This is a genomic window from Magnetovibrio sp. PR-2, from assembly GCF_036689815.1.
GTDB lineage: Bacteria > Pseudomonadota > Alphaproteobacteria > Rhodospirillales > Magnetovibrionaceae > Magnetovibrio.
Genome location: NZ_JBAHUR010000008.1, coordinates 52,434 through 77,690 on the forward strand (window position 1 = coordinate 52,434; position 25,257 = coordinate 77,690).

The 25,257-nt window shown below is 55.6% G+C and carries 23 protein-coding genes and 1 riboswitch; of the genes, 18 read left to right on the top strand and 5 right to left on the bottom strand.

The features are described 5' to 3' along the window. Nucleotides 1–121: 121 nt before the first annotated feature. The gene (gene tldD, locus V5T82_RS11095) at nucleotides 122–1,555 is read right to left on the bottom strand and encodes a metalloprotease TldD (RefSeq protein WP_332895705.1); all 1,434 of its coding nucleotides are present in this window, start codon (nucleotides 1,553–1,555) and stop codon (nucleotides 122–124) included. Nucleotides 1,556–1,720: 165 nt separating this feature from the next. Further along, a riboswitch (SAM riboswitch) is annotated at nucleotides 1,721–1,798 on the top strand. Between the two features lie 58 nt (nucleotides 1,799–1,856). Here tldD and metZ point away from each other — a divergent pair. The 10 genes from metZ (at nucleotide 1,857) to V5T82_RS11145 (ending at nucleotide 15,498) form a co-directional block, all read left to right on the top strand. Continuing rightward, nucleotides 1,857–3,059 carry an O-succinylhomoserine sulfhydrylase gene (gene metZ, locus V5T82_RS11100; protein ID WP_332895706.1) on the top strand — a complete coding sequence of 401 codons (1,203 nt, stop codon included), beginning with the start codon at nucleotides 1,857–1,859 and terminating at the stop codon, nucleotides 3,057–3,059. Nucleotides 3,060–3,227: 168 nt separating this feature from the next. Next, nucleotides 3,228–6,455 (top strand): chemotaxis protein CheB, encoded by a 3,228-nt coding sequence (locus tag V5T82_RS11105; RefSeq protein ID WP_332895707.1) that lies wholly within the window; start codon nucleotides 3,228–3,230, stop codon nucleotides 6,453–6,455. A 30-nt stretch (nucleotides 6,456–6,485) separates the two neighbouring features. After that, on the top strand, nucleotides 6,486–7,028 hold the full coding sequence (locus tag V5T82_RS11110; protein WP_332895708.1) for a hypothetical protein: 543 nt from the start codon (nucleotides 6,486–6,488) through the stop codon (nucleotides 7,026–7,028). An 82-nt stretch (nucleotides 7,029–7,110) separates the two neighbouring features. Beyond that, entirely contained in the window at nucleotides 7,111–8,457 is a 1,347-nt protein-coding gene (locus tag V5T82_RS11115) for a TldD/PmbA family protein (RefSeq protein WP_332895709.1), read from the top strand. Between the two features lie 53 nt (nucleotides 8,458–8,510). Next, nucleotides 8,511–10,298 (top strand): lipid A export permease/ATP-binding protein MsbA, encoded by a 1,788-nt coding sequence (gene msbA / locus V5T82_RS11120; protein WP_332895710.1) that lies wholly within the window; start codon nucleotides 8,511–8,513, stop codon nucleotides 10,296–10,298. 14 nt (nucleotides 10,299–10,312) lie between these two features. Then, a complete protein-coding gene (locus V5T82_RS11125; RefSeq protein WP_332895711.1) occupies nucleotides 10,313–11,029 on the top strand; it encodes a lysophospholipid acyltransferase family protein in 717 nt (238 codons plus the stop codon). Then, the gene (locus V5T82_RS11130; protein ID WP_332895712.1) at nucleotides 11,026–12,306 is read left to right on the top strand and encodes a 3-deoxy-D-manno-octulosonic acid transferase; all 1,281 of its coding nucleotides are present in this window, start codon (nucleotides 11,026–11,028) and stop codon (nucleotides 12,304–12,306) included. Before V5T82_RS11125 ends, V5T82_RS11130 begins: the two co-directional genes overlap by 4 nt. Beyond that, nucleotides 12,293–13,300, top strand: coding sequence for a tetraacyldisaccharide 4'-kinase (gene lpxK / locus V5T82_RS11135; protein WP_332895713.1), 1,008 nt, complete (start codon nucleotides 12,293–12,295; stop codon nucleotides 13,298–13,300). Before V5T82_RS11130 ends, lpxK begins: the two co-directional genes overlap by 14 nt. A gap of 5 nt (nucleotides 13,301–13,305) precedes the next feature. Further along, complete coding sequence (locus V5T82_RS11140) at nucleotides 13,306–14,205, top strand: lysophospholipid acyltransferase family protein (RefSeq protein WP_332895714.1); 900 nt, start codon at nucleotides 13,306–13,308, stop codon at nucleotides 14,203–14,205. A gap of 117 nt (nucleotides 14,206–14,322) precedes the next feature. Then, nucleotides 14,323–15,498, top strand: coding sequence for a PP2C family protein-serine/threonine phosphatase (locus V5T82_RS11145; protein ID WP_332895715.1), 1,176 nt, complete (start codon nucleotides 14,323–14,325; stop codon nucleotides 15,496–15,498). Here V5T82_RS11145 and V5T82_RS11150 read toward each other — a convergent pair whose 3' ends face one another. Beyond that, entirely contained in the window at nucleotides 15,499–16,299 is an 801-nt protein-coding gene (locus V5T82_RS11150; RefSeq protein WP_332895716.1) for a M23 family metallopeptidase, read from the bottom strand. Then, entirely contained in the window at nucleotides 16,296–17,714 is a 1,419-nt protein-coding gene (gene xseA / locus V5T82_RS11155; RefSeq protein WP_332895717.1) for an exodeoxyribonuclease VII large subunit, read from the bottom strand. Before xseA ends, V5T82_RS11150 begins: the two co-directional genes overlap by 4 nt. A gap of 126 nt (nucleotides 17,715–17,840) precedes the next feature. On the opposite strand from xseA, the gene purD reads away from it, so the two are divergent. From purD to V5T82_RS11170, 3 genes are all read left to right on the top strand, one after another. Continuing rightward, entirely contained in the window at nucleotides 17,841–19,121 is a 1,281-nt protein-coding gene (purD, locus tag V5T82_RS11160; RefSeq protein WP_332895718.1) for a phosphoribosylamine--glycine ligase, read from the top strand. Nucleotides 19,122–19,126: 5 nt separating this feature from the next. After that, nucleotides 19,127–19,432, top strand: a complete 306-nt coding sequence (gene hmuQ, locus V5T82_RS11165; protein ID WP_332895719.1) for a heme-degrading protein HmuQ — start codon at nucleotides 19,127–19,129, stop codon at nucleotides 19,430–19,432. Between the two features lie 87 nt (nucleotides 19,433–19,519). Continuing rightward, nucleotides 19,520–19,849 (top strand): DUF1244 domain-containing protein, encoded by a 330-nt coding sequence (locus V5T82_RS11170; RefSeq protein ID WP_332895720.1) that lies wholly within the window; start codon nucleotides 19,520–19,522, stop codon nucleotides 19,847–19,849. An 84-nt stretch (nucleotides 19,850–19,933) separates the two neighbouring features. Here V5T82_RS11170 and V5T82_RS11175 read toward each other — a convergent pair whose 3' ends face one another. Next, complete coding sequence (locus V5T82_RS11175; RefSeq protein ID WP_332895721.1) at nucleotides 19,934–20,896, bottom strand: hypothetical protein; 963 nt, start codon at nucleotides 20,894–20,896, stop codon at nucleotides 19,934–19,936. Between the two features lie 200 nt (nucleotides 20,897–21,096). Between V5T82_RS11175 and V5T82_RS11180 the strand changes: the two genes are divergently transcribed. The 3 genes from V5T82_RS11180 to V5T82_RS11190 all read left to right on the top strand — a co-directional run bounded on the left by V5T82_RS11180 (nucleotide 21,097) and on the right by V5T82_RS11190 (nucleotide 23,069). Further along, a complete protein-coding gene (locus V5T82_RS11180; RefSeq protein ID WP_332895722.1) occupies nucleotides 21,097–21,738 on the top strand; it encodes a DsbA family protein in 642 nt (213 codons plus the stop codon). Between the two features lie 131 nt (nucleotides 21,739–21,869). Beyond that, nucleotides 21,870–22,064, top strand: a complete 195-nt coding sequence (locus tag V5T82_RS11185; RefSeq protein WP_332895723.1) for a hypothetical protein — start codon at nucleotides 21,870–21,872, stop codon at nucleotides 22,062–22,064. 405 nt (nucleotides 22,065–22,469) lie between these two features. Beyond that, a complete protein-coding gene (locus tag V5T82_RS11190; protein ID WP_332895724.1) occupies nucleotides 22,470–23,069 on the top strand; it encodes a hypothetical protein in 600 nt (199 codons plus the stop codon). Between the two features lie 29 nt (nucleotides 23,070–23,098). Here V5T82_RS11190 and V5T82_RS11195 read toward each other — a convergent pair whose 3' ends face one another. After that, complete coding sequence (locus V5T82_RS11195; protein ID WP_442917597.1) at nucleotides 23,099–23,557, bottom strand: nucleoside deaminase; 459 nt, start codon at nucleotides 23,555–23,557, stop codon at nucleotides 23,099–23,101. Between the two features lie 76 nt (nucleotides 23,558–23,633). On the opposite strand from V5T82_RS11195, the gene V5T82_RS11200 reads away from it, so the two are divergent. Both V5T82_RS11200 and V5T82_RS11205 read left to right on the top strand, forming a co-directional pair. Continuing rightward, nucleotides 23,634–24,395: a gamma-glutamyl-gamma-aminobutyrate hydrolase family protein gene (locus V5T82_RS11200; RefSeq protein ID WP_332895725.1), complete on the top strand. Its 762-nt coding sequence runs from the start codon at nucleotides 23,634–23,636 to the stop codon at nucleotides 24,393–24,395. Next, nucleotides 24,388–25,257: a pseudouridine synthase gene (locus tag V5T82_RS11205; protein WP_332895726.1), complete on the top strand. Its 870-nt coding sequence runs from the start codon at nucleotides 24,388–24,390 to the stop codon at nucleotides 25,255–25,257. Before V5T82_RS11200 ends, V5T82_RS11205 begins: the two co-directional genes overlap by 8 nt.

A 25,257-nucleotide genomic window follows, 5' to 3' on the forward strand; every position in this document is an offset into this window, starting at 1 on the left:
CCACTCTGGGTTGTCAAGGATTATTTACCTATCATGCCGGTGAAGAACTGGATCACCCGAGCATAACGGGTGCCAATAGGCTGGAGATATTATGCCTTGTCCGTTCGTTTGGCGCTGAGCTTTAAGCCGCCGTGCCGCCGACCGTGAGGTTTTCGATGCGCATGGTGGGTTGGCCGACGCCGACGGGGACACTTTGGCCGTCCTTGCCGCACATGCCGATGCCGGTGTCCAACTTGCTGTCGTTGCCGATCATGGAAATGCGTTTTAAGTCTTCCGGCCCGCTGCCGATCAATGTGGCACCTTTGACCGGAGCCGTGACTTTGCCGTCTTCGACCATATAAGCTTCGGTGCAGCTGAACACGTATTTGCCGGACGTGATGTCCACTTGGCCGCCGCCGAAGTTGACAGCATAAAGACCGTTCTTCACGGACGCCAAAATTTCGTGCGGGTCCTTGTCGCCGTCGAGCATGTATGTGTTAGTCATGCGCGGCACAGGTGCGTGAGCATAGCTTTGACGCCGTCCATTGCCCGTCGAACTTTCGCCCATCAGGCGCGCGTTCATGCGGTCTTGCATGAAGCCTTTCAAGATGCCGTCTTCGATCAGCACCGTGTTGTTCGTCGGCGTGCCTTCATCGTCAATGGTGAGCGAGCCGCGACGCCCTTCGATGGTGCCATTGTCGACCACCGTGACGCCTTTGGACGCCACGCGTTCGCCCAGCAAGCCTGAAAAGGCCGACGTCTTTTTGCGGTTGAAGTCGCCTTCTAAGCCATGGCCCACCGCTTCGTGCAACAACACGCCCGGCCAGCCCGGCCCCAACACCACGGTCATTTCACCAGCCGGTGCGGGTACACTATCTAAGTTCACAATGGCTTGGCGCAGCGCTTCGTCGGCGATGTGTTGCCATTGTTCAGGGGTGACCCAGTTGTCGTATTCGGCCCGACCACCCGCGCCGTACGATCCACTTTCCATGCGCCCGCTTTGTTCCACCACGACGGAGATATTGATGCGCACCAGTGGCCGCACGTCGGACGCCACCGCGCCGCCGGGGCGCACGACTTCAATGGCCTGCCAGTTTCCCGCAAGCGAGACGGAGACTTGTTTCACCCGTTCGTCCTTGCCCCGCACATAGGCGTCGATTTCGCTGAGCAGCTTGACCTTCACGTCAAACGCCATGGCGTTCAGCGGGTTGACGTCGCCATAAAGTTTCACGTTGGTTCCTTGGGGCGGTTCGGCTAGGGTGCCGCCTTGGCCCTTACAGACCGACTGAACCGTTTGGCCTGCACGTTTGATGGCGTCTTCTGACAGCTCCGTCGCGTGCGCATAGCCAGCCGTTTCGCCGGAAACCGCACGCAGCCCAAAACCTTGCGCCGTGTCGAAGTTCGCAGACTTCAGCTGCCCGTCGTCAAACAATAGGCTTTCGGACTGGCGGTATTCCAAATACAGCTCACCGTCGTCGGCTTGCCCCAGTGCGTCCCCCACAATCGAGCACACCCGGTCGCGGTCCATTCCGGTGCGTTCGAAAAACAAGTTGGTCGTGGTGGCGGTAAAGGACATGTGGGGCTCTCCAGTTTTTTTCTGTCTTCTCGTATGCCAGAGGGTTTTGTGCGCTGCAAGTTATATGGGCGCTGGAACGATAATCGCCACCCCTATTCCCTACCAATCCGGTGTAAATCCAGGCAGACCCCCCTTGACGAACCGCTGAACTTTGGGCATTTATGGCCTCTGAAACGTGGTGATTTGGCCGATCGGCTTGCGGCCACGAAAAACAATCCGCTAAAAGATCGAAGTAATGGGATTGCAAACGTTAGCCCTGGCCTTCGGTCCGGGCTATTTTTGTTTGCAAAGGAACAGTTTGATGAGCACCGACAAGACCAAAACCGACACCTCTTCGTGGCGTCCCGCCACCCGCCAAGTGCGCGGTGGCATTGATCGCACGCCGTTTGGTGAAACGTCCGAAGCTTTGTTCATGACCTCGGGCTTCGTTTACGACAGTGCAGAGCAGGCTGAACGATCCTTCACGGGTGATGAAGACCATTACGTCTATTCCCGTTACGCCAACCCGACCCTAACCATTTTCGAAGACCGCTTGGCTGCCATCGAAGGCGCGAAGTACTGCAAAGGCACCGCCAGCGGCATGGCTGCGGTGTTCGGCGCGCTGGCTCCGCACCTGAAGGCCGGGGACCGCATCGTTGCCGCCCAAGCTTTGTTCGGCGCGTGCTATCACGTCATCGCCAACATCTTGCCCCAATGGGACATCCAGGCTGAATTCGTAGACGGCACGGACTTAGACGCCTGGGCCAAGGCGCTCAGCACACCGGCTCAAGCCGTGTTCTTGGAAACGCCGTCCAACCCGGCGCTGTCCATCATCGATATCGCCGCCGTGTCCGAGCTGGCCCACAAAGCCGGTGCTTTGGTGGTGGTGGACAACGCCTTTGCCTCGACCGTGTTGCAACACCCCTTGGAATTGGGTGCGGACGTGGTGACCTATTCCGCCACCAAACACATTGACGGCCAAGGACGCTCCTTAGGCGGTGCGATTTTGTCCAACAACGAAGATTACCTAGAAAACACCGTCGCCCCATTTTTGCGCCAAACCGGACCGGCCCTCAGCCCTTTTAACGCCTGGGTCCTGATCAAAGGCATGGAAACGTTGGAACTACGCGTTTCGCGCCAGTGTGAAAACGCTTTGGCGGTGGCCGAGTTCCTCGCCACCCAAGACGCCATCGAAGAAGTGATCTATCCGGGACTGGCTTCTCATCCACAGCACGAGTTGGCCCTGAAGCAAATGTCCGGCAAAGGCGGCACCATCGTGGCCTTCCATGTCAAAGGCGGCAAAGAAGAAGCGTTTAAGCTGATGAACGCCCTGGAAATCATCGATATTTCCAACAATCTGGGCGACGTCAAAAGCTTGATCACCCACCCGGCGACAACCACGCACCAGAAAATGAGCGCCCAAGAACAGCTCGCGGCCGGCATTCGCCCCGGTACCGTGAGATTGTCCGTTGGCATCGAAGATAAGCTAGACTTAATCCAGGATTTAGCCAGCTCTTTAGAATAAATCTAAAATTTATAAAATATACACAAAAATAACCCTTTTAGATGACCTTAAGGTATAGCAGAATACCCTTGGGAGCCAGGTGCCTACCTGAGGGGTTACATCCAAGTGGACGAACATCGAGATAAAGCAAATAAAGATGCTGAAAAACATCCATCGCATATTGTGTGCATGGGTGCATCCGCTGGCGGACTAGAAGCCATTCAAGCCTTTTTCAAGACACTCCCGGCTCAAACCGGGCTGTCTTTCGTGATCGTTCAGCACCTTTCCCCGGACTATAAAAGCTTGATGGATGAGCTGATCGCCAAGATCACGCCGATCCCCGTGCGCATTGCCGAAGACGGCGCACTTGTGGAACGCGACACCATCTATTTGATCCCGCCCAAAAAGAACATGCGGATCGAAGAAGGTTGCCTGTCTTTGATGGATCAAAACCGCAATCAACAAACCGTCAACCTGCCCATCGATATTTTCTTGGCATCCTTGGCCCAAGACTCAAAAAGCCAGTCCATCGCCATGATCCTATCGGGAACGGGTTCCGACGGCACCCGCGGGTCACGCGCCATCAAAGAAGCCGGCGGCATGGTTATGGTGCAAGAACCCGGCAACGCCAAATTCGACGGCATGCCGAAAAACGCCATTTCGGGCGGCTTCCCGGATTTTATCCTGCCCATCGAAAACATGGCGCATCAGTTGATGTCCTATGTCAAACACCCCAACACCACGCTGAAAACCAAAAGCGGGGCGTTGTTGGAAGAAAAAACCGGCATCACACGCTTGTTCTCTTTGCTGCGTGAAAAAAGTAAAATCGACTTTACCTATTACAAGCCCAACACGGTGTCCCGCCGCATCGCCCGGCGCATGACGGTCAACCAGTTGGAAGACTTGAACGACTACATCACCTTGGTTGAGCGCAATTCGTCCGAGCTCAATACCCTGTTCCGCGAACTGTTGATCGGCGTCACGAGCTTTTTCCGCGATCCGGAATTGTTTGCCATGCTGGAAAGCAAATGGCTGCCCGAAGCGCTGGAGAAGGCAAAGGGGCGCGAATTCCGCATCTGGATTTCCGGTGTCTCTACGGGTGAGGAAGCCTACAGCTTTGCCATCTTGTGTAACGAGATCGTCGAAAAATTCGACCAACCCGTCGACATCAAAATCTTCGCCACCGACATTGACCAAGATGCCATTTTCTTTGCCAGCAACGGCATCTATCCCGAAAGCATCACCGCCGACGTTCCGTCCCATTTGCTGAACAAATACTTCTTCCGCCATGCGGAAAGTTTCAAGGTCTCCCGCGCGCTGCGCGAAATGGTGGTGTTCGCCAAACACGATTTGATCAAAGACCCCGCCTTTACCAACATCGACTTGGTGAGCTGTCGCAACGTCTTGATCTATTTCCAACAGCCCTTGCAGCAAAAGGTTGTCGATACGTTCAACTTCTCCCTGCGTCCCGAAGCCATATTGGTCCTAGGCCCCAGCGAAACCACAGGCACGGCAGAAAAACTGTTTGCCTGTTTGGACAACCGCTGGAAAGTGTTCCGTTCGCGTGGACAGAAGTCGGCATCTCCCAATACGGGCGCTTTTTCCGGCGGGCGCATGAGCCTCACCAATGGTTTTTTGGGTCGCCAAACGGCTCATGCCACGGTTGAAGAAGACCGCGTGCTGGCGCGTTTGATGGATGTGGTCGGCACAGACTATCTGCCGTTTTCCATGATTGTGAACGAGTCTAACGAACTGATTTATGTGTTCGGAGAATCGTCCAGCTACCTCAATCCGCCCACAGGACGGGTCATCAACGACGTCTCGAAAAGCGTTATCCGCGATCTCGCCATTCCTTTGGCAACGGGCTTGACCAAGGTCTTCAACTCGCGTTCCGAACAGACGTTTTCCAACATCGTGATCAAGTCCGGACCGGGCGAGCGCGTTTCGGTCAACATGAGGATCAAGCCCCTGCCCGACCAAAAGGGCAAAGAACAGCTGGCGGCAGTCTTCATCGAAAGCACAGCTCTCAAGCCCGCCGAGCCGGGCAAGGAAATCGACACCACGACCTATGACGCCAGTCAGGAATCGCAACAACGCATCACGGATCTGGAACAAGAGCTTCAGTTCACCCGCGAAAACCTGCAGGCCACCATCGAAGAGCTGGAAACGTCCAACGAAGAATTGCAGGCCACCAACGAAGAACTTCTGGCCAGCAACGAAGAGCTTCAAAGCACCAACGAAGAATTGCAATCGGTGAACGAAGAGCTGTTCACCGTCAACGCCGAACACCAAAGTAAGATCATGGAGCTCACCGAGCTCAACAACGATCTGCACAACTTCATGAATTCTGGCAACGTCATCACCTTGTTCTTAGACGAACAGCTGAACGTACGCCGCTTCACGGATAATGCTTTGAAAGTCTGGAGTCTAACTGAACACGACGTCGGACGTCCCTTCGATCACTTGGCGCAGAATTTATCAGGCGCGAACTTGGTCGATTTGGTCGAACGCGCCAACCGCACGGGCGAAACCATCAATCAAGAAGTTCACACCGCACACGACAGTGAAATCTATCTGCTGACGCTTCAGCCCTATGTGGTTTCTGAATCAACCCGCACAGGCGTGGTCATGAGCTTGAGCAACATCACGGCACTGAAACAAGCCCAAGACAACGAACAACGCGCACTGGAACGCGCCAAGGAAGAGGCTGAAAAATCCAACGACGCCAAGTCGAACTTCCTCGCCGCCATGAGCCACGATTTGCGCACACCACTAAACGCCGTGATCGGTTATTCGGAATCCATCCTTCACGAAGTCTTCGGACCCATGGAGCATGAAAAATACGGCGATTATATCCGCATCATCCACAACAGCGGCTATCTGCTGCTGAGCTTGGTCAACGATATTTTGGACATCTCCAAAATCGAAGCGGGCGAATACGCCATCACGCGCTCACCGTGCAATATGGGCGAATTGGTCGAACAAAGTGCGACGCTGATCCAGCCCAATGCCAAAGAAAAGAAAATCGACGTTAAATTCGAAATTCCGGGCGATCTTCCGCCGTTCGATGTCGACGCGCGTGCCTTGACCCAGGTGTTCAACAACCTGTTTAACAACGCTGTGAAATACACCGGCATCGAAGGCACCATCACCGCGAAGGTCTACCAACAAGGCGAGGCCGCCGTTGTCGAAATCATCGATACCGGCATCGGCATGGACGAAGACCAGCTGCGCTCCGCGTTCGAACCCTTCCGCAATTCCACCGCAGCTGTCGCTTCGACGGAAAAAGGCACGGGGTTAGGGCTGTATCTCTGCAAGCGCCTAATGGACATGCATGGTGGAACCATCGAATTGACCAGCACGCCCAACAACGGCTTGACCGCGACTTTGCACTTTCCCCAAAATATCGTAACATAAGATTGGGCAGCACAGTCAGGGAGAGAGCGTTTGACACAGGCAAAAATTCCACCGGTTGCATTTACGGTTGACGCCGACAACATCATCATTGACGTCAACGATCAATGGGACCTGTTCGCCATCGAAAATGACGCGGACGGGTTGGTGCACGCACACGTCATCGGACAGCCCTTGTTAAAGTACGTCACAGGCGATTCCACCCGTATGTTTGTTGAAGTCATGCTTCAAGGTGCGCGTGTGCGCAACACCATTATCTCCAAGCCCTATCGCTGCGATTCACCGGATTTGAAGCGCGCGCTTGAAATGCGCATCATTCCGTTGGACAACCACGAGGTTCGGCTGGAAAATCACATCGTTTCGCTGCAAACCGTGGCCCAGCCCGTGCATTTCATCGGGCACGCCACCCCATCCAGTGACCGAGTCAAGCGCTGTTCCATGTGCAACAAGGTCGAACTAGACCAGGAATGGCGTGACCCTCTTGACGGCTCGGTTGCCCAAAGCTTCCTCGATCCCAGTTCGGTCAAAGTCTATTACGGTGTCTGTGATCCTTGCCAAGGCATGGGCTCGCATTAGAACTTTATTCGCTCAAGCCCTTGGCTAAAGCCCCGATATCCCCTACATACGTTGAGTAATCATTCCAACGCGTGGGGACATTATGTCGTCTGACATCGAAGATAAGCTCAATCTGCTTCAAGACTTGATCCAACAGGCCAAATCCAAAGGCGCAGACGCCGCGGACGCTCTGTTTGCCGAAGGTACCTCCCTGTCACTATCGTGCCGTAAGGGTGAGGTCGAACAGCTGGAACGGTCCGAAGCGCAAGACCTGGGCCTGCGCGTCTTTGTCGGCAAATCGGCGGCCATCGTTTCCAGCTCCGATACGGACAAGGCAGCCCTGGACGAACTGGTGGAACGCGCCGTTGCCATGGCGAAAACCGTGCCCGAAGACCCGTTTGCGGGCTTGGCCGATCCCGACCAACTGGCCACCGAATTCACCGACTTCGACATGTATGACGCCACCGAATTCAGCGCAGAACAACTCACCGCCTTCGCCCAAGAAGCCGAAGACGCCGGACTGGCCGTGAATGGCGTGACCAACACCGAAGGTGCCACCGCAGGCTTTAGCCAGTCCGCCATTGCGTTTGCAGCCTCCAACGGCTTTGCCCACACCTATCAGCGCTCACGCCACTCCTTGAGCGCGTCCATGCTGGCCGGTGAAGGCACGGGGATGGAGCGCGATTACGACTACACCGGCGCCGTTTGGGCCGAAGACCTGCAAAACCCCGATATAATCGGCCGCACAGCGGGTGAGCGCGCGGTCCAGCGCCTCAACCCCAAAAAAGCCGAGACCCAACAAGTCCCCATCGTCTACGACAACCGCGCAGCACGGTCCTTAGTTGGGCACCTGTCCAGCGCCATCAATGGCTCAAGCATCTCGCGCGGCACCTCGTTTTTGAAAGACAGCATGGGCAAACAGCTGTTTGCCGACGCCATCAACATCGTTGACGACCCGCACCGCAAACGCGGGCTGCGCTCCTCTGCCTTTGACGACGAAGGTTTGGCGACCCAGGCGCGCAACGTCATTGACCAAGGCCAACTCACGACGTGGTTCTTGGATTTACGCTCGGCCCGCCAACTGGGGCTACAGTCTACCGGCCATGCCAGCCGCGGCGTGTCCAGCCCGCCGTCACCTGGGGCATCGAACCTCTATCTGGAAGCCGGCGACGTTTCTGTTGAAGATCTGATCAAAGACATCAAACAAGGCCTTCTGGTCACAGAGCTGATCGGTATGGGCGTGAACATGGTCACTGGCGACTATTCACGCGGGGCCAGCGGTTTTTGGATTGAAAACGGCGAAATCGCGTACCCGGTCAGCGAAGTCACCATTGCCGGACACTTGAGCGAAATGTTTAAGGAATTGACCCCGGCCAACGACCTGGAATTCCTCTACGGCGTTGATTCTCCTAGCGTTCGCATCGATGGCATGACGCTAGCGGGGGCCTAAGGCCCTGTGCTATTGTCTGGGCAGTTTCTTGAGCTGAAGTTTAGGGTCAAAGCGTGACGCACATTTCCACCACCAAATTGATGGGCCGTTTGTGGCGTGAGCACATCCGCACCTATGCGGGTTGGTTGATTCTGGCTGTGACTTTCATGGCCGTCGTCGCCGCCTGCACGACGTTTAGCGCGTATCTCATGAAACCCATCGTCAACGACATCTTCGTCAACCGCGACGAAGATATGCTGTGGCTGATCGGTGGATCGGTCTTCATCGTCTTCATCGTCAAAGGCATCGCGACGTACGCGCAACAGGTGCTCATGTCCAAGGTCGGCATGCGCATTGTCGCGGACTTGCAAAACCGCCTGTATCGTCACTTGACCGACCTGGACATCAGCTTTTTTCACGCCAACGCCACCGGCACATTGGTGTCGCGCTTTACCGTCGACATCACGTCTATGCGCGTCGCCGTGTCACATGCCATTACCGTGTTTGGCAAAGACATGCTGTCGCTCATCGGTTTGGTCGGCAACATGTTCTGGCAGGACTGGCAGCTGGCCTTGATCGCCATTTTCGTTTTTCCCGTCGCCATTTCGCCCATCGCAAAAATCGGGCGGCGCATGCGCAAAGTCACGGTGAACTCGCAAGTCGAAACCGGGCAGTTGATGACAACCTTGGAACAAACCTTCCAAGGCATCCGCATGGTCAAAGCCTATTCCATGGAAGGCTATGAGCGTGGCCGCGTCGACACCTTGGTCGAAAAACTCTTTGGGCTGAGCTACAAAGGTGCGCGCACCCGTGCGCTGTCCAGCCCTATTATGGAAACCTTGGGCGGCGTCGCCATCGGCATCATCATTATCTATGGCGGCTTTCGTGTCATTCAAGACGCCACGGACCCCGGCAGCTTTTTCTCTTTCATCACGGCACTGCTTTTGGCTTATGAGCCGATGAAGCGTTTGGCGAATTTAAACGCCACCGTGCAAGAAGGCTTAGCAGGCGCGCAACGCACCTACAAAGTCTTGGATCACGTCAGCCGCATCCAAGAAACCGAAGGGGCGGCCACCTTGAACGTCAGCGGTGGTAAAATCCAACTGGAAAACGTGTCGTTCAGCTATCCCAAATCCGACGAAGACGGCTTTCACGAAACGGCTTTGGACAACATCAACATCACCATTCCCGCTGGCAAGACCGTGGCCTTGGTGGGCACGTCCGGTGCGGGCAAATCCACCATCATGAACTTGGTGCCGCGCTTTTACGATGTCACCGACGGCAAGGTTTTGATCGACGACCAAAACATTCGCGACGTCACCTTCGAAAGCCTGCGCAACGCCATTGCCCTGGTCAGCCAAGAAGTCACCCTGTTCGATGACACCGTGCGCGCCAACATCGGCTATGGGCGTAAAGGTGCCAGTTTCGAAGATATCCAAGACGCCGCCCGCCACGCAGCCGCCCACGACTTTATCCAAGAGCTGCCCGAAGGCTACGACACCATGGTCGGTGAGCACGGCGTGCGTCTGTCCGGCGGTCAACGTCAACGCTTGGCTATCGCGCGCGCCATGTTGAAAAACGCACCTATTCTACTGTTGGACGAAGCCACATCTGCGCTGGATACGGAATCGGAACGCCACGTGCAAACGGCCCTGGAAGAACTGATGGCCAACCGCACCACTTTGGTCATTGCCCACCGCCTGTCCACCGTTGTGGATGCAGACTTGATCATCGTCTTGAGCCAAGGCCGTGTGGTCGAACAAGGCTCCCACGACGAACTGCTGGAAAAAGGCGGCCAGTACGCCAACCTCTACCAACTGCAATTCGCTGAAGACGCCACTGAACAAGCTCTCGAGATTTAAATCGGAGTTCACCTGTGAAGCTCTACAAACGCATCTTTGAAAAACCCTGGGCTCAGAGCGCTATTTCCGCTCTGGCAGCGGGCTATATGCGTTTTGTGCGCCTCACAAGCAAATGGGAACACCGTGGGCTGGAGAACGTCGAAGGTCTTGTGGAAAACGAAACGCCGATGCTCATCAGCTTTTGGCACGGGCGTTTGATCCCAAGCCTGTTTGGCTGGCCCTATGCATCGACACTGCACATTTTGTCCACCCCGCATCGCGACGGCCAAATCGCGGCCAAGGCGTACAACCGTTTTGGCATCAAGACCATTTGGGGCTCGACCAAAAAAGGCGGCACCGAAGCGGTGCGCAACATCATCAAGGTCCTAAAATCCGGCGGTGTGGTGGCGCTGACCCCCGACGGCCCCAAAGGCCCCCGCCAACGTATGCAGCAAAGCTCCGTAGACATTGCGCGCATGACCGGGGCGAAGCTGGTGCCCTTCGGCATTTCCGCAACCAAACTGAAATGGCGCAACAGTTGGGACTGCATGGTGATCCCTAAACCGTTTTCGCACTACATCATTATTTTTGGCGAACCGATGGAAATCCCGCGCAAAGCCAGCAAGGAAGAGTACGAAACACTGCGCCAAGAGTTTGAAAACCGCATGAACGCGCTGCAACTCGAAGTCGACGAAGCCTGCAACCAACCCAGCCCCGAACCTGCGCCTGTGAAATCGGAGACAGCGTCATGAAGCTTTCGCTGTATCGCATGGCGACGACGCTGGGCGGGCCATTGATCCGTCTGTATCTCAACAAGCGACTGAAACGCGGCAAAGAAGATGCGGCGCGCTTTGAGGAACGCTTAGGCATCGCATCCCTGCCCCGCCCCGATGGTCGCTTGGTATGGATCCATGCGGCAAGTGTGGGCGAAAGCTTATCGGTTCTGACGTTCATTGACCGGGTGCAAAAAGACTACCCCGACACCTCCATTTTGGTGACCACCGGGACCCTGACGTCTGCGCGCTTGATGGCTAAACGTCTTCCCCAAGGGGCGGTTCATCAGTATGTCCCCGCTGATTGCGTGAGCTACGTTCGACGGTTCTTAGAACACTGGAAACCCGATTTGGCGTTTTGGGTCGAAAGCGAATTTTGGCCCAACATGGTCATAGAAACCCGGGCGCGGGCCGTGCCCATGGTGGTGCTGAACGGACGCATGTCGCAAAGCTCTTATGAAGGGTGGCGTAAAAGCCGGGCGATGATCGGGCGCATTTTATCTGCGTTTCCTCTGGTCCTCGCCCAAAGCGATACGGACGGCTTGCGTTTCCAAGACCTAGGCGCCAAGGCCGTCGACGTTCCCGGCAACTTAAAATATGCCTCGGCTCCGCTGCCTTATGACGAAGCCGAGCTGACAAAGCTAAAATCCACCATCGGTGAACGGCCCGTTTGGCTTGCGTCTTCGACCCACCCTGGTGAAGAAACCATCGCAGGCCGCGCTCACAAGACGCTCCGGGACAAACTCGACAATCCGCTGACCATCATTGTGCCGCGTCACCCCGAACGGGGAAGTGAAATTGCAGACGACCTGAAAGCGTCAGGCTTAAACGTCGCTCTACGCTCAATCGGCGATGACCTTTCTGATCAAACAGATGTCTATATCGCCGACACCTTGGGCGAGCTGGGCATATTTTATCGCTTGTGCTCGGTCGTGTTTATCGGCAAAACCCTTGCAGGATCGGGTGGGCAAAACCCCATCGAGCCCGCGCAACTGGGCTGCGCCTTGATTTTTGGACCGGACATGAGCAACTTTGAAGATGCCTCCGCCCTGCTGTCCGATGCAGGGGGCGCGCACTGGGTCGCCAACGAAGGCGAGCTCACAAACACCTTAGAGGACTTAATGACCAACGAACAGAACCGCACCAACGCGGCCCAACAGGCTCAAGACGCCATAGCCTCCGAAGCCCAAGTTCTAGAACGCGTGATGACAACTCTGACCCCCTATTTAAAGGGAGATCACGATGCGCGGATTTGACTTTTGGGATCGTAAATCCAACGGTCTGCTGCCGAGCTTGCTGCGCCCCATCGGCTGTGCGGTCGCCGGGATTGCCGCACTGCGTCAACGCACGGCCAAACCGTGGAAAGCCCCCGTACCCGTCATTTGCGTCGGCAACATTGTCGTTGGCGGCGCAGGCAAAACCCCTGTGGCCTTAGACTTGATTGAGCGTCTAAAAGCCCGCGGCCAAAACGTACATGTGGTGTCACGAGGGTACGGCGGCTCGCTGGTCGGGCCTGAACGTGTCGACCTAAACGTTCACACCGCCAAAGAGGTTGGGGACGAACCCTTGCTGTTGGCGCAAAAATCACCAACCTGGGTCAGCCGCGAACGCCGCTTGGGCATCGAGGCCGCTGTCGAACAAGGGGCCAGCCTCATCATTATGGATGATGGCTACCAAAACCCAAGCGTTGTGAAGGATCTGTCTTTGGTCGTCACCGACGGCGGCTATGGCTTTGGCAATGGTCGGGTGATGCCGGCCGGTCCCTTGCGCGAACCCGTCGAAAAAGGCCTCAGCCGCGCTGACGCCGTTATTTTGTTGGGCGCCGACGAAGCCGACGTGTGGGGGCGGGTGCAGCGCCACGGCTATAAATCCTTGAGCGTTATTCGCGCCCAGTTCAAACCCGTCGGTGATTTCGAAAGCTTGCGCGATAAAAAAGTTTTTGCATTCGCAGGCATTGGCCGCCCAGAAAAGTTTTACAGCACCCTCAAAGACATTGGGTGCAATGTCGTCGAGACTCGTTCCTTCGACGACCACCATCCATACCGCGAGGCCGAGATCGTCTCCATCTTATCCGACGCCGTGGACATGACTGTGGTCACCACCGCCAAGGATCACGTGCGCCTCACCCCGGCTCACCAAAAGCGCATCAAAACCGTCAACGTCGAGCTGGATTGGAAGGACGCCAGCGAAATTGATGGCCTGCTCGACAACCTGCTCAACACTTGCGACACACCTGAGGACGACGACTAAGGACCATGGCTGACAGTCTCACCCCCGTCAAAACCCGTGAAGCGACACCGCTGGACTATGTCTCGGCGGGGTTTGTGTATGCGTTTGTGGGACTGTTGCGTTTGTTTCCGTTTGCCTGGGTCTCGGCTATCGGCGGGGCCTTGGCCTCAACGTTCGGTCCGATGCTCAAACCGTCAAAGAATGCGCGTGAAAATTTACGGCGCACCTTCCCTGAAAAATCCGAAGCCGAAATTGCCATGATCCTGCGTGGTGCGTGGGAAAACTTAGGAAACACCGCGTTCGAATTTGCGGTGATGGACCAGCTGCTCACCGACAAAGGCAAACACCGCGTCGAAATCGAAGGCTTGGATGTATTGGAGCGCATTTTAAACTCCGGCAAGCCGGTATTATTTTTCGGCGCACATCAAGCGAACTGGGAACTGTTGCCGGTCTCCAGCAACATCTTGGGCTTTGTCTGCCACATCTTTTATCGCGCCCCGAACAATCCGTTGCTGCAAAACCTTTTCGCCCAGCGCTACGGTACGGGCGAGCTGATCCCCAAGGGTGCGCCCGGGGCCAAACGCGCCTTTGCCTTGCTGAAGAAAAATGAACATTTGGGCATTTTGGTCGATCAAAAGCTCAACGACGGCATTGCCGTTCCGTTCATGGGCCGCGATGCCATGACCGGAACCGCCATCGCAGAATTCGCCCTGCGCTTCGACGCCCCCATGGTGCCCATCCAATGCATCCGCCTACCCGGCGCGCGGTTTAAGGTCATTTACCAAGAACCGCTTCAAGTCACACGCACGGATGACAAAAAAACCGATGTGCGCACCGTGATGACAGATATCAACGCCACCATCGAAGGCTGGATCCGCGAATACCCGGATCAATGGCTATGGCAGCACAATCGCTGGCCGAAATAACGCGGCACAAAAGGTCTGGCTTTTTATTGTGCGCGGCTTGCGCTATAAGTTGACCAGGGCCAGATTTTGTTAAAGTGGATACGCACCGCTTTTGCACGAGACATTCGTGGTTGATATATGCCTGCTCCTCTTTCCATCAAATCCGCCATTCCCAACAGTCGCATTTTGATCGTCGACGACGACGAAATGATCCGCATGTTCATCGAAGTTCTGCTAAACGGCAGCGGTTTTGAAAACCTATTGCAGGCCCAGGACGGGTGGGAGGCGCTTGAAGCACTGAAAACCACAAGCGTGGACTGCGTTATCTTGGACATCAACATGCCCGGCATGGGCGGGCGCGACGTGTTGCGCCATATCCCCGGCAGCGCCAAAACCAAAGACCTGCCCGTTCTGGTCATCACCGCCCAAGATGCCCGCGAAGACCGCAACGAAATCATGCGTGCAGGGGCGACCAACCTCATTTCCAAGCCCTTGGACCAAGAGTTGCTGTTGGAGCTGCTGAACACCATGCTCGAACGCAAGATCATGGTCGACCAGCTGTCCTCATTCCACAATCGTTTGAGCCAAGAACTCGCCCAAGCGGCCAACATGCAAGCGGGCCTGATCCCTAAAGCCGACGCGATCAAAGCGTTGGAAGCGCGCTACAGCGTCAAGATCGCCAGTGCCTTTCAGCCTTCTTCGGAACTGGGGGGCGATTTCTGGACGGCGCAGATTATCGATCACCAAAGCTTTGGGATTTTGATCGCTGATTTTTCCGGGCATGGTGTGTCGGCGGCCTTGAACACCTTCCAGCTCAATATGCTGTTGAACCGACTGGGGCCCTGTGACGCGGACCCGGCGCGCTATCTGAGCCGCATCAATGACGAGCTTTCCCAAGTCGTGCCGCTCGGCCAATACTGCACCATGACCTACGCCATGGTGGACATCGGCAAAAACGCCATCACCTATGCGGCAGCGGCTTCACCGCCGCCTATCTCGGGAACCTGTGGCGAAAGCGACATCTCCATCGGTGACGGCAGCGGTGTGCCGCTTGGCATCAAGGCCGACAACGTTTACGAAAACCGCCACATTGATTTTCACCCGGGACAATTCGCGTTCTTCTTCAGTGATGTGTTCTTTGAAACCAAGCTCGCGGGGATGGACGTTTTGGAAATCGACGGCTTAGCCACATTTGCGCGCCACCACAGCGACGCGGATGCGCACAAGGCGCTGGGTGGCATGCTGAAAGCGTTCTACGACAACGCGCCGTCACCTCTGCCCGACGATCTCACGGCCATTTGGATCACGCGCTAATCAGTTTTGTGCCATGGGGCCCGTCACCAATGACGGGTCCACGTGGGTGGATTTCCAGGTCATGCCCCAGTGCAAGTGCGGGCCCGTGGTGCGGCCCGTTTTGCCCACGGTGCCAAGCGTGTCGCCTTGGCTAAGTACCTGTCCTTCAATCACCGCAACGTCGTCCATATGCGCGTATACCGTGGTGAGGCCAAGGCCGTGATCGATCATCACCGTCTTACCCGTATAGAACATGTCCTGATGCACCAACGCCACCACCCCGTCAGCAGGCGCAACGATGGCCATGCCGCGCGGTGCGGCCACATCCACACCGTTGTGGGGGCTTTTGGGCTTACCGTTCAAAATCCGTTGCGATCCGAACACGCCGGAGATGGGGCCTTTCACAGGCCATATGAAGCCGGATAAAAATCGTGGCTCAGCGCTCATAGAGCCCCGCACACCCCAAATCCCGGCGTTGTCTTTTTTAATGCGTGCCACGTCCTTTGGATTGGGCGTGACTTTGCGGGTTGGCAGGCCGTCTATGCGCTGAATTTTATAAGTAACTTTGGCGATGGAAAGAGATTGGGTTGTTGTCTGCCCCTTTTCGGTGACAGTTAATGTCGCCTGCGGTTTGGCATCCCGTGCAAAACCAATCACGAACGCACCGTTTTCAGCCACTGTGACGGCTTTACCGTTTAACTTCACTTCAGCGCCGGGCTCAGCCGTGCCGAACACCACACCGCCTTGGCTGAAGTTTCCATCCAGCTCAAACGCTTGGACTGGAAGAGCAACGAAGACCAACAAAGCGAATAAAAATCTCACAGCAAGCTCCCTTGAGCATCGTTATTTTTCTTCGTGGGTTTCTTTTTCGGTTTTGGTTGAGCCCCACCCGTGACCCGGGCACCGATGTCGCCGCCTTTCATGCGCACCGTGATGTCGTCGCCCGGCGATACGCCGGAAGCTTCCGTCACGGCCTTACCCTTAGCATCCGTCACCAAAGCAAAGCCACGTTCCAACACGCGTTCATAAGACAGGCCGTCCAATAACCTTGTGGTTTGTTCCAACTGCTGGCGGGGGGCTTGGGTTAAGCGGGCCACCGCGCGGTTGAGACGTTCGGCCCGGCCATTGAGCATTTCACGCGCATACCCAACATGCGCCTTGGGCGAGGTCAGCGCGCCGGAGACCTCGGCCAAGCGGCGGTGGCGGCGATGAACGCCGGACTGCAAACTGCCGCCCAAACGCTCGGCCCAATCGTCCAAACGTTGGCGTTGGGAAGCAACCAAACTGTTGAGGTCCGGCAAGCCTCGGCTGAGACCGCTCAACTGTGTCTTATACTCCGACACTTGTCGTGTCATAGAGCGCACCAAACGCGCCCCGTCTTCGCTGACTTGGGCCAGCAGCTCGGCCCGCACCGGCACAACCATCTCCGCCGCCGCCGTCGGGGTCGGTGCGCGCAAGTCGGAGGCGAAGTCGATCAACGTCGTGTCCGTTTCATGCCCCACCGCACTGATCAGCGGAATGGCGCTTTCCGACGCCGCGCGTACCACGTTTTCTTCGTTAAACGCCCATAAGTCTTCCAACGAACCACCGCCCCGCGCAACAATCAACACGTCCGGGCGCGGGATATCGCCTTGTTTCCCTGTGGCAGGCTTCAAGCGGTTAAACCCCGCAATGGCCTCAACAATCTGATCCGCAGCCCCGTCGCCCTGCACCATCACGGGCCACACCAGGACCCGGCGCGGGAAGCGGTCGTTCAAGCGGTGCAAAATGTCGCGGATTACCGCCCCCGTGGGCGATGTCACCACACCGATAACGTCGGGCAGCAGGGGAATTTCGCTTTTATAGTCCTCGTCAAATAGACCTTCTGCGGCGAGCTTTTTGCGTCGATCTTCCAACAGCTTCAAAAGCGCGCCTTCGCCCGCGACTTCCATGGAATCGACCACGATTTGGTAGTTCGAGCGCCCGGGGTACGTGGTCAACCGCCCGGTGGCGATGACTTCCAGGCCGTCTTCGGGCTCTAACCCTAAGCGTCCCGCTGTACCGCGCCAGCACACCGCGTCGAGATTCGCAGCTTCGTCTTTGAGACGAAAATAGAGGTGACCCGACGCCGCACGCTTAAAACCGGAGATTTCGCCCCGCACACGCACGAACGCAAACGAATCCTCCACCACCCGTTTGAGGTGGCCAGAGATCTCGGTTACCGAAAAAATCGGCGCATTTAAGCCATTTTCGTCCATTTCTTGCCTTTGTGATCAGCTTTCCTATTCCCTACTGCACGACAGTATGTATGATACGGATGCACGCTGTAAAACAAGGCGTGATAAATAATCTTGGAAGAATGAAAAGTTTGGAGGCTTTGGCCCATGAAGGTTCTGGTTGTTGGTTCGGGTGGACGTGAACATGCGCTCTGCTGGGCGATTTCGAAATCGCCGAAATGCGAAAAGCTGTATGCCGCCCCTGGAAATGCCGGAATTGCAGACGTCGCCGAATGCGTCAAGGTGAAAGCCGATGACGTGGACGGCATCGTCAAATTCGCCAAATCCGAAAAAATCGACTTTGTCGTCGTCGGCCCCGAAGCCCCGCTTGTGGACGGCTTGGTCGACAAACTGGACAAAGCCAAAATCAAAGCCTTTGGCCCGTCCAAAAAAGCCGCCCAGTTGGAAGGCTCCAAAGCCTTCATGAAAGACTTACTGGCAAAATACGAAATTCCCACCGCCGACTACGGCGTGTTTGACGAACCCGACGCCGCCAAAGAATACATCATCAAGATGGAAGGCGGCGTGGTCGTTAAAGCCGACGGCTTGGCTGCTGGCAAAGGCGTGATTGTTTGCCACAACAAAAACGAAGCCTTTGCCGCCATCGACCACATCATGACCGAGCGCGCCTTTGGCGATGCGGGTGACGAAGTTTTGGTCGAAGAATTCATGAAAGGTGAAGAAATCAGCTTCTTCGCCCTGGTTGACGGCACCACTGCCGTGCCCATGGGTGCGGCCCAAGACCACAAAGCCGTTCACGAAGGCGACACCGGTCCCAACACTGGCGGCATGGGGGCTTACACCCCGACGCCCTTGGTCGACAAGGCCATGGAAAAGAAAATCATGGCCGAAATCATTCAGCCCACCATCGAAGCCATGGCGGCTGAGGACGCACCTTACAAAGGTGTTCTGTTCGCAGGCCTGATGGTTGAAAACGGCGTGCCGCGTGTATTGGAATACAACGTGCGCTTTGGCGACCCGGAATGCCAAGTTTTGATGGCGCGCATGAACTCCGATGTGTTGGAAGCTCTGGTCGCCTGCGCCGACGGCAAGCTCAAAGACGCCAAGATCACCTGGAAGCGCTCCACCGCCCTGATCGTGGTCATGGCCGCCGACGGCTACCCCGGCCACTACGCCACGGGCACGCAAATCAGCAAGCTGGACGAAGCCCAAGGTGTGAAAGGCGTCGAAGTCTTCCACGCGGGCACCAAACAACAAGGCAAAAAAGTCGTGGCCAACGGCGGCCGTGTGTTGGGCGTGACGTCCATCGGCAAAACGGTCAAAGAAGCCCAGGACAAAGCCTACGAAGCCGTAGACGCCATTGAATGGCCCGAAGGCTTCTGCCGCCGTGACATCGGCTGGCGCGCGGTCGAACGCGAAGAGGCTTAATACTGATGTACATCGCCATGAACCGCTTTCGCATCAAAAAAGGCGCAGAAGCCGACTTCGAACAGATTTGGGCCGAACGCGAAACCTTCCTGGACGAAGTTCCGGGGTTCAAAGCGTTCAACCTGATGCGCGGTCCCGAAGCGGACGACCACACGCTGTATGCGTCCCACTCCGTGTGGGAAGACGAAGACGCGTTTGTCGGCTGGACCAAATCCGAAGCCTTTCGCAAAGCCCACGCCAATACGGGCGGTGCGAAAAAAGACATCTACCTGGGCCCGCCGCAATTCGAGGGTTTCACGTCGGTTTTGTAAGACCGCGCCTCCGACTTATTGCCCATAGACATCAAGCCCTTCGTCCCTATATCTCTGAGAGATATTTTCAGATGAAGGGCTTTTTCCATGTCATTACCCGTAGACGACCAAACCCGCGACAAACTCCAAGCCGCCGCCTGGCGCAGCTTTGTCGAGCACCTGCAAGAGCGCAAGGACGTGCAAAACATCGACCTCATGAACCTGTCGGGGTTCTGTCGCAACTGCCTCTATAAATGGCTACTGGCGGCTGCTGAAGACCAAAACGTGGACCTCACCAAAGACCAAGCCATCGAAGACGTCTACGCCATGACCTACGGCGAGTGGAAAGAAAACCACCAGACCAAAGCAAGCGACGAGCAGCTCAAAACGTTTGAGGAAACCAAACCGCTGCACTCGAAGATTAGTGGGCATATGTAAATACGTCACGGGGCATGCACTGCAAGGATGGCGGTTTAAACATTGAGTCTTTAAATCGCATAAGGGGGCGTTATGGCAAAGCGGCTACTTGCTAGTGCCACTACCACCAGCACCACTCCCACCCGATGAACCACCGCTGCTGCCGCCACTGTCGCCGCCACCCGAACCGCTGCCGCCATCGCCACTGTCCGATGCGCCGCCTGCCGATGCGCCCACACCCGCCGCACCGCCGATGGCGGCTGCTACGGATGATACGGTGCCTTCGGTGGCACCCTCGGCGGCAACACTCATATCGTTTGCCGCACCCGCTCCCACATCCACACCACCCGTTACGGCACCCGATGCCAGTGCCAGTTGGACGGGCTCAGAACTGGCAACTTGGATGCCGCGTTGGGGGATGTAAGCAAGGGCACCCACAGATGGTGCGTTGCCAATATAAAGGGAGGGTTTCAGAAGTTCCCGTGCGGTGTAGTAACGGGTGGCTTCCGCCAACTTCTCTTCATCTTCGGTGACGTATCTGCCGTTGGTTCCTTTGTGGATGCTGTAGAGCAAGTCCAAGGCGGATTGTTTCTGTGCGTCCGAAGCCATGGACAAAGCCCAACCACCCACCTCTTCGCGGCCCAGTTCTCGGTCCGTCAAGGTCAGCAGGAAGTGGTGGGTGTATTCTTCAGGTGTGTAACTGTCTTTGAGGGATGAGAAAAACCCAAGCCCCTCATTGCGTTTCTCTATATCGACAATAGCGTACCGCTTCACGTCGCGTTGAAACAGCGTTCCCGTGCGCCCCAGCCACACGTTCTTGCTGGGCGCTCTGTATGGGGTTCGTGCGGTCTTGCCCGACATGATCTCGGGGTTGGTCTCGCCAAAGGTTTTGACAAACTCCACCTTGCCCGTCGCCCGGTTCACAAACGCAACGTGGAGGTTTTGGAGGGTTTCGAGAACCGTGGCTTTGTCTTGTGCCCAAGCCAAGCCAGACGGAAGCATAAATCCCCCGGCAAGTCCCAGTCCTGCTTTGAACATCTGACGGCGCGTCATGTGATTGTTAGACATACTCAAAGGTGCCCTAATCCCCGTTACCCTAGGTTGCAGTATATTTCGTCACGAATGAGAATCAATATCTATCGCTTCCGTGCCGATCTGATGAACCTGCCTACGCCTGACCCAAGACGGAAAAGTTTTCAGAGGTTTGTTTTGACGGCAGTGTTTATACTCCAGGCCCGTCACACGTCATGTCTGTAAAGGGGGCCGGTTTGTCTATTGGTATCGAATTTTTTGCTTCACTCTCCAGCCCCTATTGTTATTTCACGCTGGATCGCCTTGACGAAATGGTGCGTGACCAAGGGCTTCAGATTGTCATGCGCCCGGTGCTGCCGGGTGTTCTCCGCATGTCGGACTTTTGGTCGAGCACCCCTCACAATGAGGTGAGTTATTTTGAACGCGATGTTGCCAGAACGGCTGATTATTTGGGCCTTCCTTACGCACCCCCCTCTCCAACACCGCTGGCTTGGTCTGATTACAGTGTTTGGCGGCCATCCTCCGACCAGGATTTGATCTATCGTCTCTGCAATATGTTGTTTCAAGCCCACGAGCTGTCCAAAGGCTACGAGCTCTATTCCGCTTTGATGCGCCTGATTTGGGCAGGGCGAACGCCAGGATGGGACAAAGGGGAGCATTTAGCAGCGTGTCTTGAGACCTGTGGCTTGCCGGTCAGCTTAAGTGAAGAACCCCACACCCTCACAGCTGCTGCTGAAAACTTTTTTGCTTCCAATCAGCAAGCCCTTTTTGAGTGCGGCCATTGGGGCGTGCCGACAATGTCTCTGAACGGAGAACCCTTTTTTGGACAGGACCGAATAGATCAGCTCCGTTGGCGCATTGACAATTTGTCGACTTAAAACCAATTGCCACAGCTTGCGTCTTGGCGATAAGCCGACCTTGCGTTTTTCTTCACTCACACAGATGTCGTTCACAAACGTGATTTGTAAACGTCTCCCCTCTATCACACCTATGATCAGGGGAGATGGTCATGACCTGCTACGTCGCCAACAAACACGGTGACCACGAAGTCCATAAGGACACATGCCGCTACCTGCCCAAATGGATCAACCAAGTCCCCCTGGGCGCACATCAAAGTGCGCAGTCCGCCGTGCAGTTGGCGATGATGCTGTTGGGCGAAGCCGACGGGTGTTTTCATTGTTGCCGGGAAGTGCATACGAAGTAAATGCATCGAAGACTGTCTTACAGACTAGGCAATCATCTATGATATAGCCCGTCGCGTCCAAATGGCATCATCACACGAATCCATATCTTGGTTCAATTATGAAGGATCAATAATAAAGCTGGATAGGTGAGACAATCACAATGAAATCCCTCAAATATAAATTATGAGTTCGCCTAAACACCTAGAATTATGGAGGTTTCATAGCAATCGCCATACATATTTTGGTCAGCCTATTACACATATTTGGATTGCAAGAATTTATGGTTGACGTTTTTCCCAATACCTTTTACAAGGCAGGTAAATCAGGTTGTAGTTTTTCTGAAATACACCATAAAAGGCTTTTTCATCAGCTGTATCATAGTTGATGAATGGTCAAGAATTGACGGCCCCTGAAAGAAAAGAATGATGGCTAACTTTGAGAATAGCGTAATCCCAAACATTCAAAGTACTCTGCGTACGCTGGATTTGCCTGCCGAAAACCAGAGTATCATTGATATTCACAAGGACCGGCTGCAAAACTCTGACGCAAGCGACTTTAACAGTGTGAAGTTGTATAGAGGTTATCTGACGAACGTTATCAATCACTCACGCTATGTAACAGAAAAACTGGCGTTCGATATCGTCGATGTCATTAACTACAAACTTGAAGCTTTAAATGACAACATCTTGCGAGCTGCGGATGAGGTCTTAATTTTTGACACTTATATTGCCAACTTTGCTCACAATTTTGAAAACTTTCGAAATGTAAAAAATCGTTTTGACAAAGATGCTTTAGAGCAATTTTATGACCAAACAACTTACACGCATGAAGTTACCTCAGCTCTTGTCAAAGAATACTTAGTACCTAGAAAAGTTGCGTCGCAAATTATGTCTATTGGCCTTAGCTCAGGTTTTAGAAACTTGGAGTTAGTCCAAGTAAATGGCGACAACGGGACTCATCGGCCTATCCCACTAAATGGTGGCGGCACATCCATTATTGAGTCGCATAAGACTGTGCATATCTAAATTAGGCCTAATTTTGCATAGGCGTTAACCTAACGCCTCTTTGAAAAAAACGTCTTCAACATCTCCACCGCCTCACTCTCATCCATCCCGCCGTAAACTTCGGGGCTGTGGTGACAAGTCGGCTGGTTGAAGATGGCCGGACCATGTTCGACACCGCCCATTTTGGGATCGTATGCCCCGAAATAGAGACGCCGGATGCGAGCGTAAGAAATGGCCGTGGCGCACATGGCGCAGGGCTCTAACGTGACGTAGAGATCGCACCCCACCAATCGCGTCGAGCCCACCTTGGCGCAGGCCTCTCGAATAGCCAACAACTCGGCGTGTGCGGTGGGGTCATGATCGCGCTCGGTCCGGTTGGTGGTTTGGGCCAAGACCTCGCCCGTTTCCCCGTCCACAATGACGCAACCCACAGGCACTTCCCCCGCATCCGCGCCTGCGCGCGCCAGGGTCAAAGCCAATTGCATCGGGGTGTCGTTTGCTTCGCTCATGCCCCGAACGTGACGCCTTGTTCGCAGCCCGTCAAGTCTGCTTGCCCTCTCCCGGTGCGAAGCGTACATTCAGCGGATGACAACAGATTTACTGACACCCGTGATCGGCATCACGCTGGACTTCGAAGACGGCGGCGCGGATCAATATTCCAAGTTTCCGTGGTATGCCCTGCGCCACAACTATATCTCTTCCGTCGTGAAGGCCGGGGGCTTGCCGTTGTTGCTGCCCCACGAACCCGATTTGTTGGAGATTTACGCCGACGACATCGACGGTTTGTTGATCCCCGGCGGCAACTTCGACGTAGACCCGTCCATGTACGGTGCGACGACGACCCACGACACGGTCACCACCAAAGATGGCCGCACAGCTTTTGAAATGGCGATTTTGCAGCGTGCGCTCAAACGCGACATTCCCGTGCTGGGCATTTGCGGTGGGCAGCAACTGCTGCACGTGGCGCTGGGCGGCAAGCTGGTTCAGCATATCCCCGACAGCTTTGACAATCCGCTGGCCCACGAACAACCCAATCCGCGTGACGAAGTCGGTCACGACATTGACATCGTGGAAGGCACGCTGCTGCACGACATCGTCGGCGAAACCCACATTCAAGCCAACAGCGCGCATCACCAAGCGGTCGAAGACGAACCCGCAGGTGTGAAAATCAACGCCCGCGCCCCCGACGGCGTGATCGAAGGCATTGAAGCCACCAACATGACGTTCTGTTTAGGCGTGCAGTGGCATCCCGAATTTGAAATCACACCTTCGGACGTGCGCATCTTGGCCGCTTTTGTCCAGGCATCGCGCGAATACGCGATGAAGCGAGAGACATTGGATGACTGATCAACCCGAACCCAAGGGCGAACGCATTGCCAAAGTCATGGCGCGTGCAGGCCTGTGTTCTCGCCGCGAAGCCGAACGCTGGATTGAAGAGGCCCGCGTCAAAGTGGACGGCAAAACCATCGACACGCCCGCAACCCTGGTCACGTCGGCCAACACGGTGGAAGTCGACGGCAAGCCCCTGCCCCAAGCACAAGAAGCCATGTTGTGGCGCTATCACAAACCGCCGGGGCTGGTCACCACCCACAAAGACGACCAAGGCCGCCCGACCGTGTTCGACACTTTGCCGCCGCGTCTGGGCCGGGTGATTTCGGTGGGCCGGCTGGATCTCAATTCCGAAGGTCTCTTGCTGCTCACCAATGACGGTGGACTGGCGCGCGAGTTGGAGCTGCCGTCCACCGGCTGGGTGCGCACCTATCGTGTGCGGGTGTTTGGTCATGTGACCGATGCCATGCTGGAAAGCCTCAAGGACGGTGTCACCGTGGACGGGGTGAAGTATGCCGGGATCGATGCACGGGTCGAAAAGAAAACCGGGCGCAATGCCTGGCTGATCGTGTCGTTGACCGAAGGCAAAAACCGCGAAATTCGCAAGGTGATGGAACACCTGAACTTGCAGGTGAACCGCCTGATTCGTCAAGCCTACGGGCCCTTTCGCCTGGACGATCTGGACCGCGGCGACGTCGCGCCAGTGCCACGCCGCCAATTGATCGATCAATTGGGCGCAAAACTCACCGGCGCGTCCGAACCGCCGAAAAAGACCTCAAAAACCGGCTGGGCCAAACCTAAGTCCAAGCCCAAACCCAAACCGCGCCCCAAATCCAAAAAGCCCGGCAAACCGAGCCCATCGAGAAAACCGCGCAAATGA

What these genes read in the sequence shown, in the direction of transcription:
- xseA (WP_332895717.1), bottom strand. Translation starts at nt 17,714, where the DNA reads ATGGACGAAAATGGCTTAAATGCGCCGATTTTTTCGGTAACCGAGATC.
- purD (WP_332895718.1), top strand. Translation starts at nt 17,841, where the DNA reads ATGAAGGTTCTGGTTGTTGGTTCGGGTGGACGTGAACATGCGCTCTGC.
- V5T82_RS11145 (WP_332895715.1), top strand. Translation starts at nt 14,323, where the DNA reads ATGCCTGCTCCTCTTTCCATCAAATCCGCCATTCCCAACAGTCGCATT.
- V5T82_RS11185 (WP_332895723.1), top strand. Translation starts at nt 21,870, where the DNA reads ATGACCTGCTACGTCGCCAACAAACACGGTGACCACGAAGTCCATAAG.
- V5T82_RS11195 (WP_442917597.1), bottom strand. Translation starts at nt 23,557, where the DNA reads ATGAGCGAAGCAAACGACACCCCGATGCAATTGGCTTTGACCCTGGCG.
- tldD (WP_332895705.1), bottom strand. Translation starts at nt 1,555, where the DNA reads ATGTCCTTTACCGCCACCACGACCAACTTGTTTTTCGAACGCACCGGA.
- V5T82_RS11140 (WP_332895714.1), top strand. Translation starts at nt 13,306, where the DNA reads ATGGCTGACAGTCTCACCCCCGTCAAAACCCGTGAAGCGACACCGCTG.
- V5T82_RS11205 (WP_332895726.1), top strand. Translation starts at nt 24,388, where the DNA reads ATGACTGATCAACCCGAACCCAAGGGCGAACGCATTGCCAAAGTCATG.
- lpxK (WP_332895713.1), top strand. Translation starts at nt 12,293, where the DNA reads ATGCGCGGATTTGACTTTTGGGATCGTAAATCCAACGGTCTGCTGCCG.
- hmuQ (WP_332895719.1), top strand. Translation starts at nt 19,127, where the DNA reads ATGTACATCGCCATGAACCGCTTTCGCATCAAAAAAGGCGCAGAAGCC.
- V5T82_RS11105 (WP_332895707.1), top strand. Translation starts at nt 3,228, where the DNA reads ATGGGTGCATCCGCTGGCGGACTAGAAGCCATTCAAGCCTTTTTCAAG.
- V5T82_RS11115 (WP_332895709.1), top strand. Translation starts at nt 7,111, where the DNA reads ATGTCGTCTGACATCGAAGATAAGCTCAATCTGCTTCAAGACTTGATC.
- V5T82_RS11200 (WP_332895725.1), top strand. Translation starts at nt 23,634, where the DNA reads ATGACAACAGATTTACTGACACCCGTGATCGGCATCACGCTGGACTTC.
- V5T82_RS11175 (WP_332895721.1), bottom strand. Translation starts at nt 20,896, where the DNA reads ATGTCTAACAATCACATGACGCGCCGTCAGATGTTCAAAGCAGGACTG.
- V5T82_RS11130 (WP_332895712.1), top strand. Translation starts at nt 11,026, where the DNA reads ATGAAGCTTTCGCTGTATCGCATGGCGACGACGCTGGGCGGGCCATTG.
- V5T82_RS11190 (WP_332895724.1), top strand. Translation starts at nt 22,470, where the DNA reads ATGGCTAACTTTGAGAATAGCGTAATCCCAAACATTCAAAGTACTCTG.
- V5T82_RS11170 (WP_332895720.1), top strand. Translation starts at nt 19,520, where the DNA reads ATGTCATTACCCGTAGACGACCAAACCCGCGACAAACTCCAAGCCGCC.
- metZ (WP_332895706.1), top strand. Translation starts at nt 1,857, where the DNA reads ATGAGCACCGACAAGACCAAAACCGACACCTCTTCGTGGCGTCCCGCC.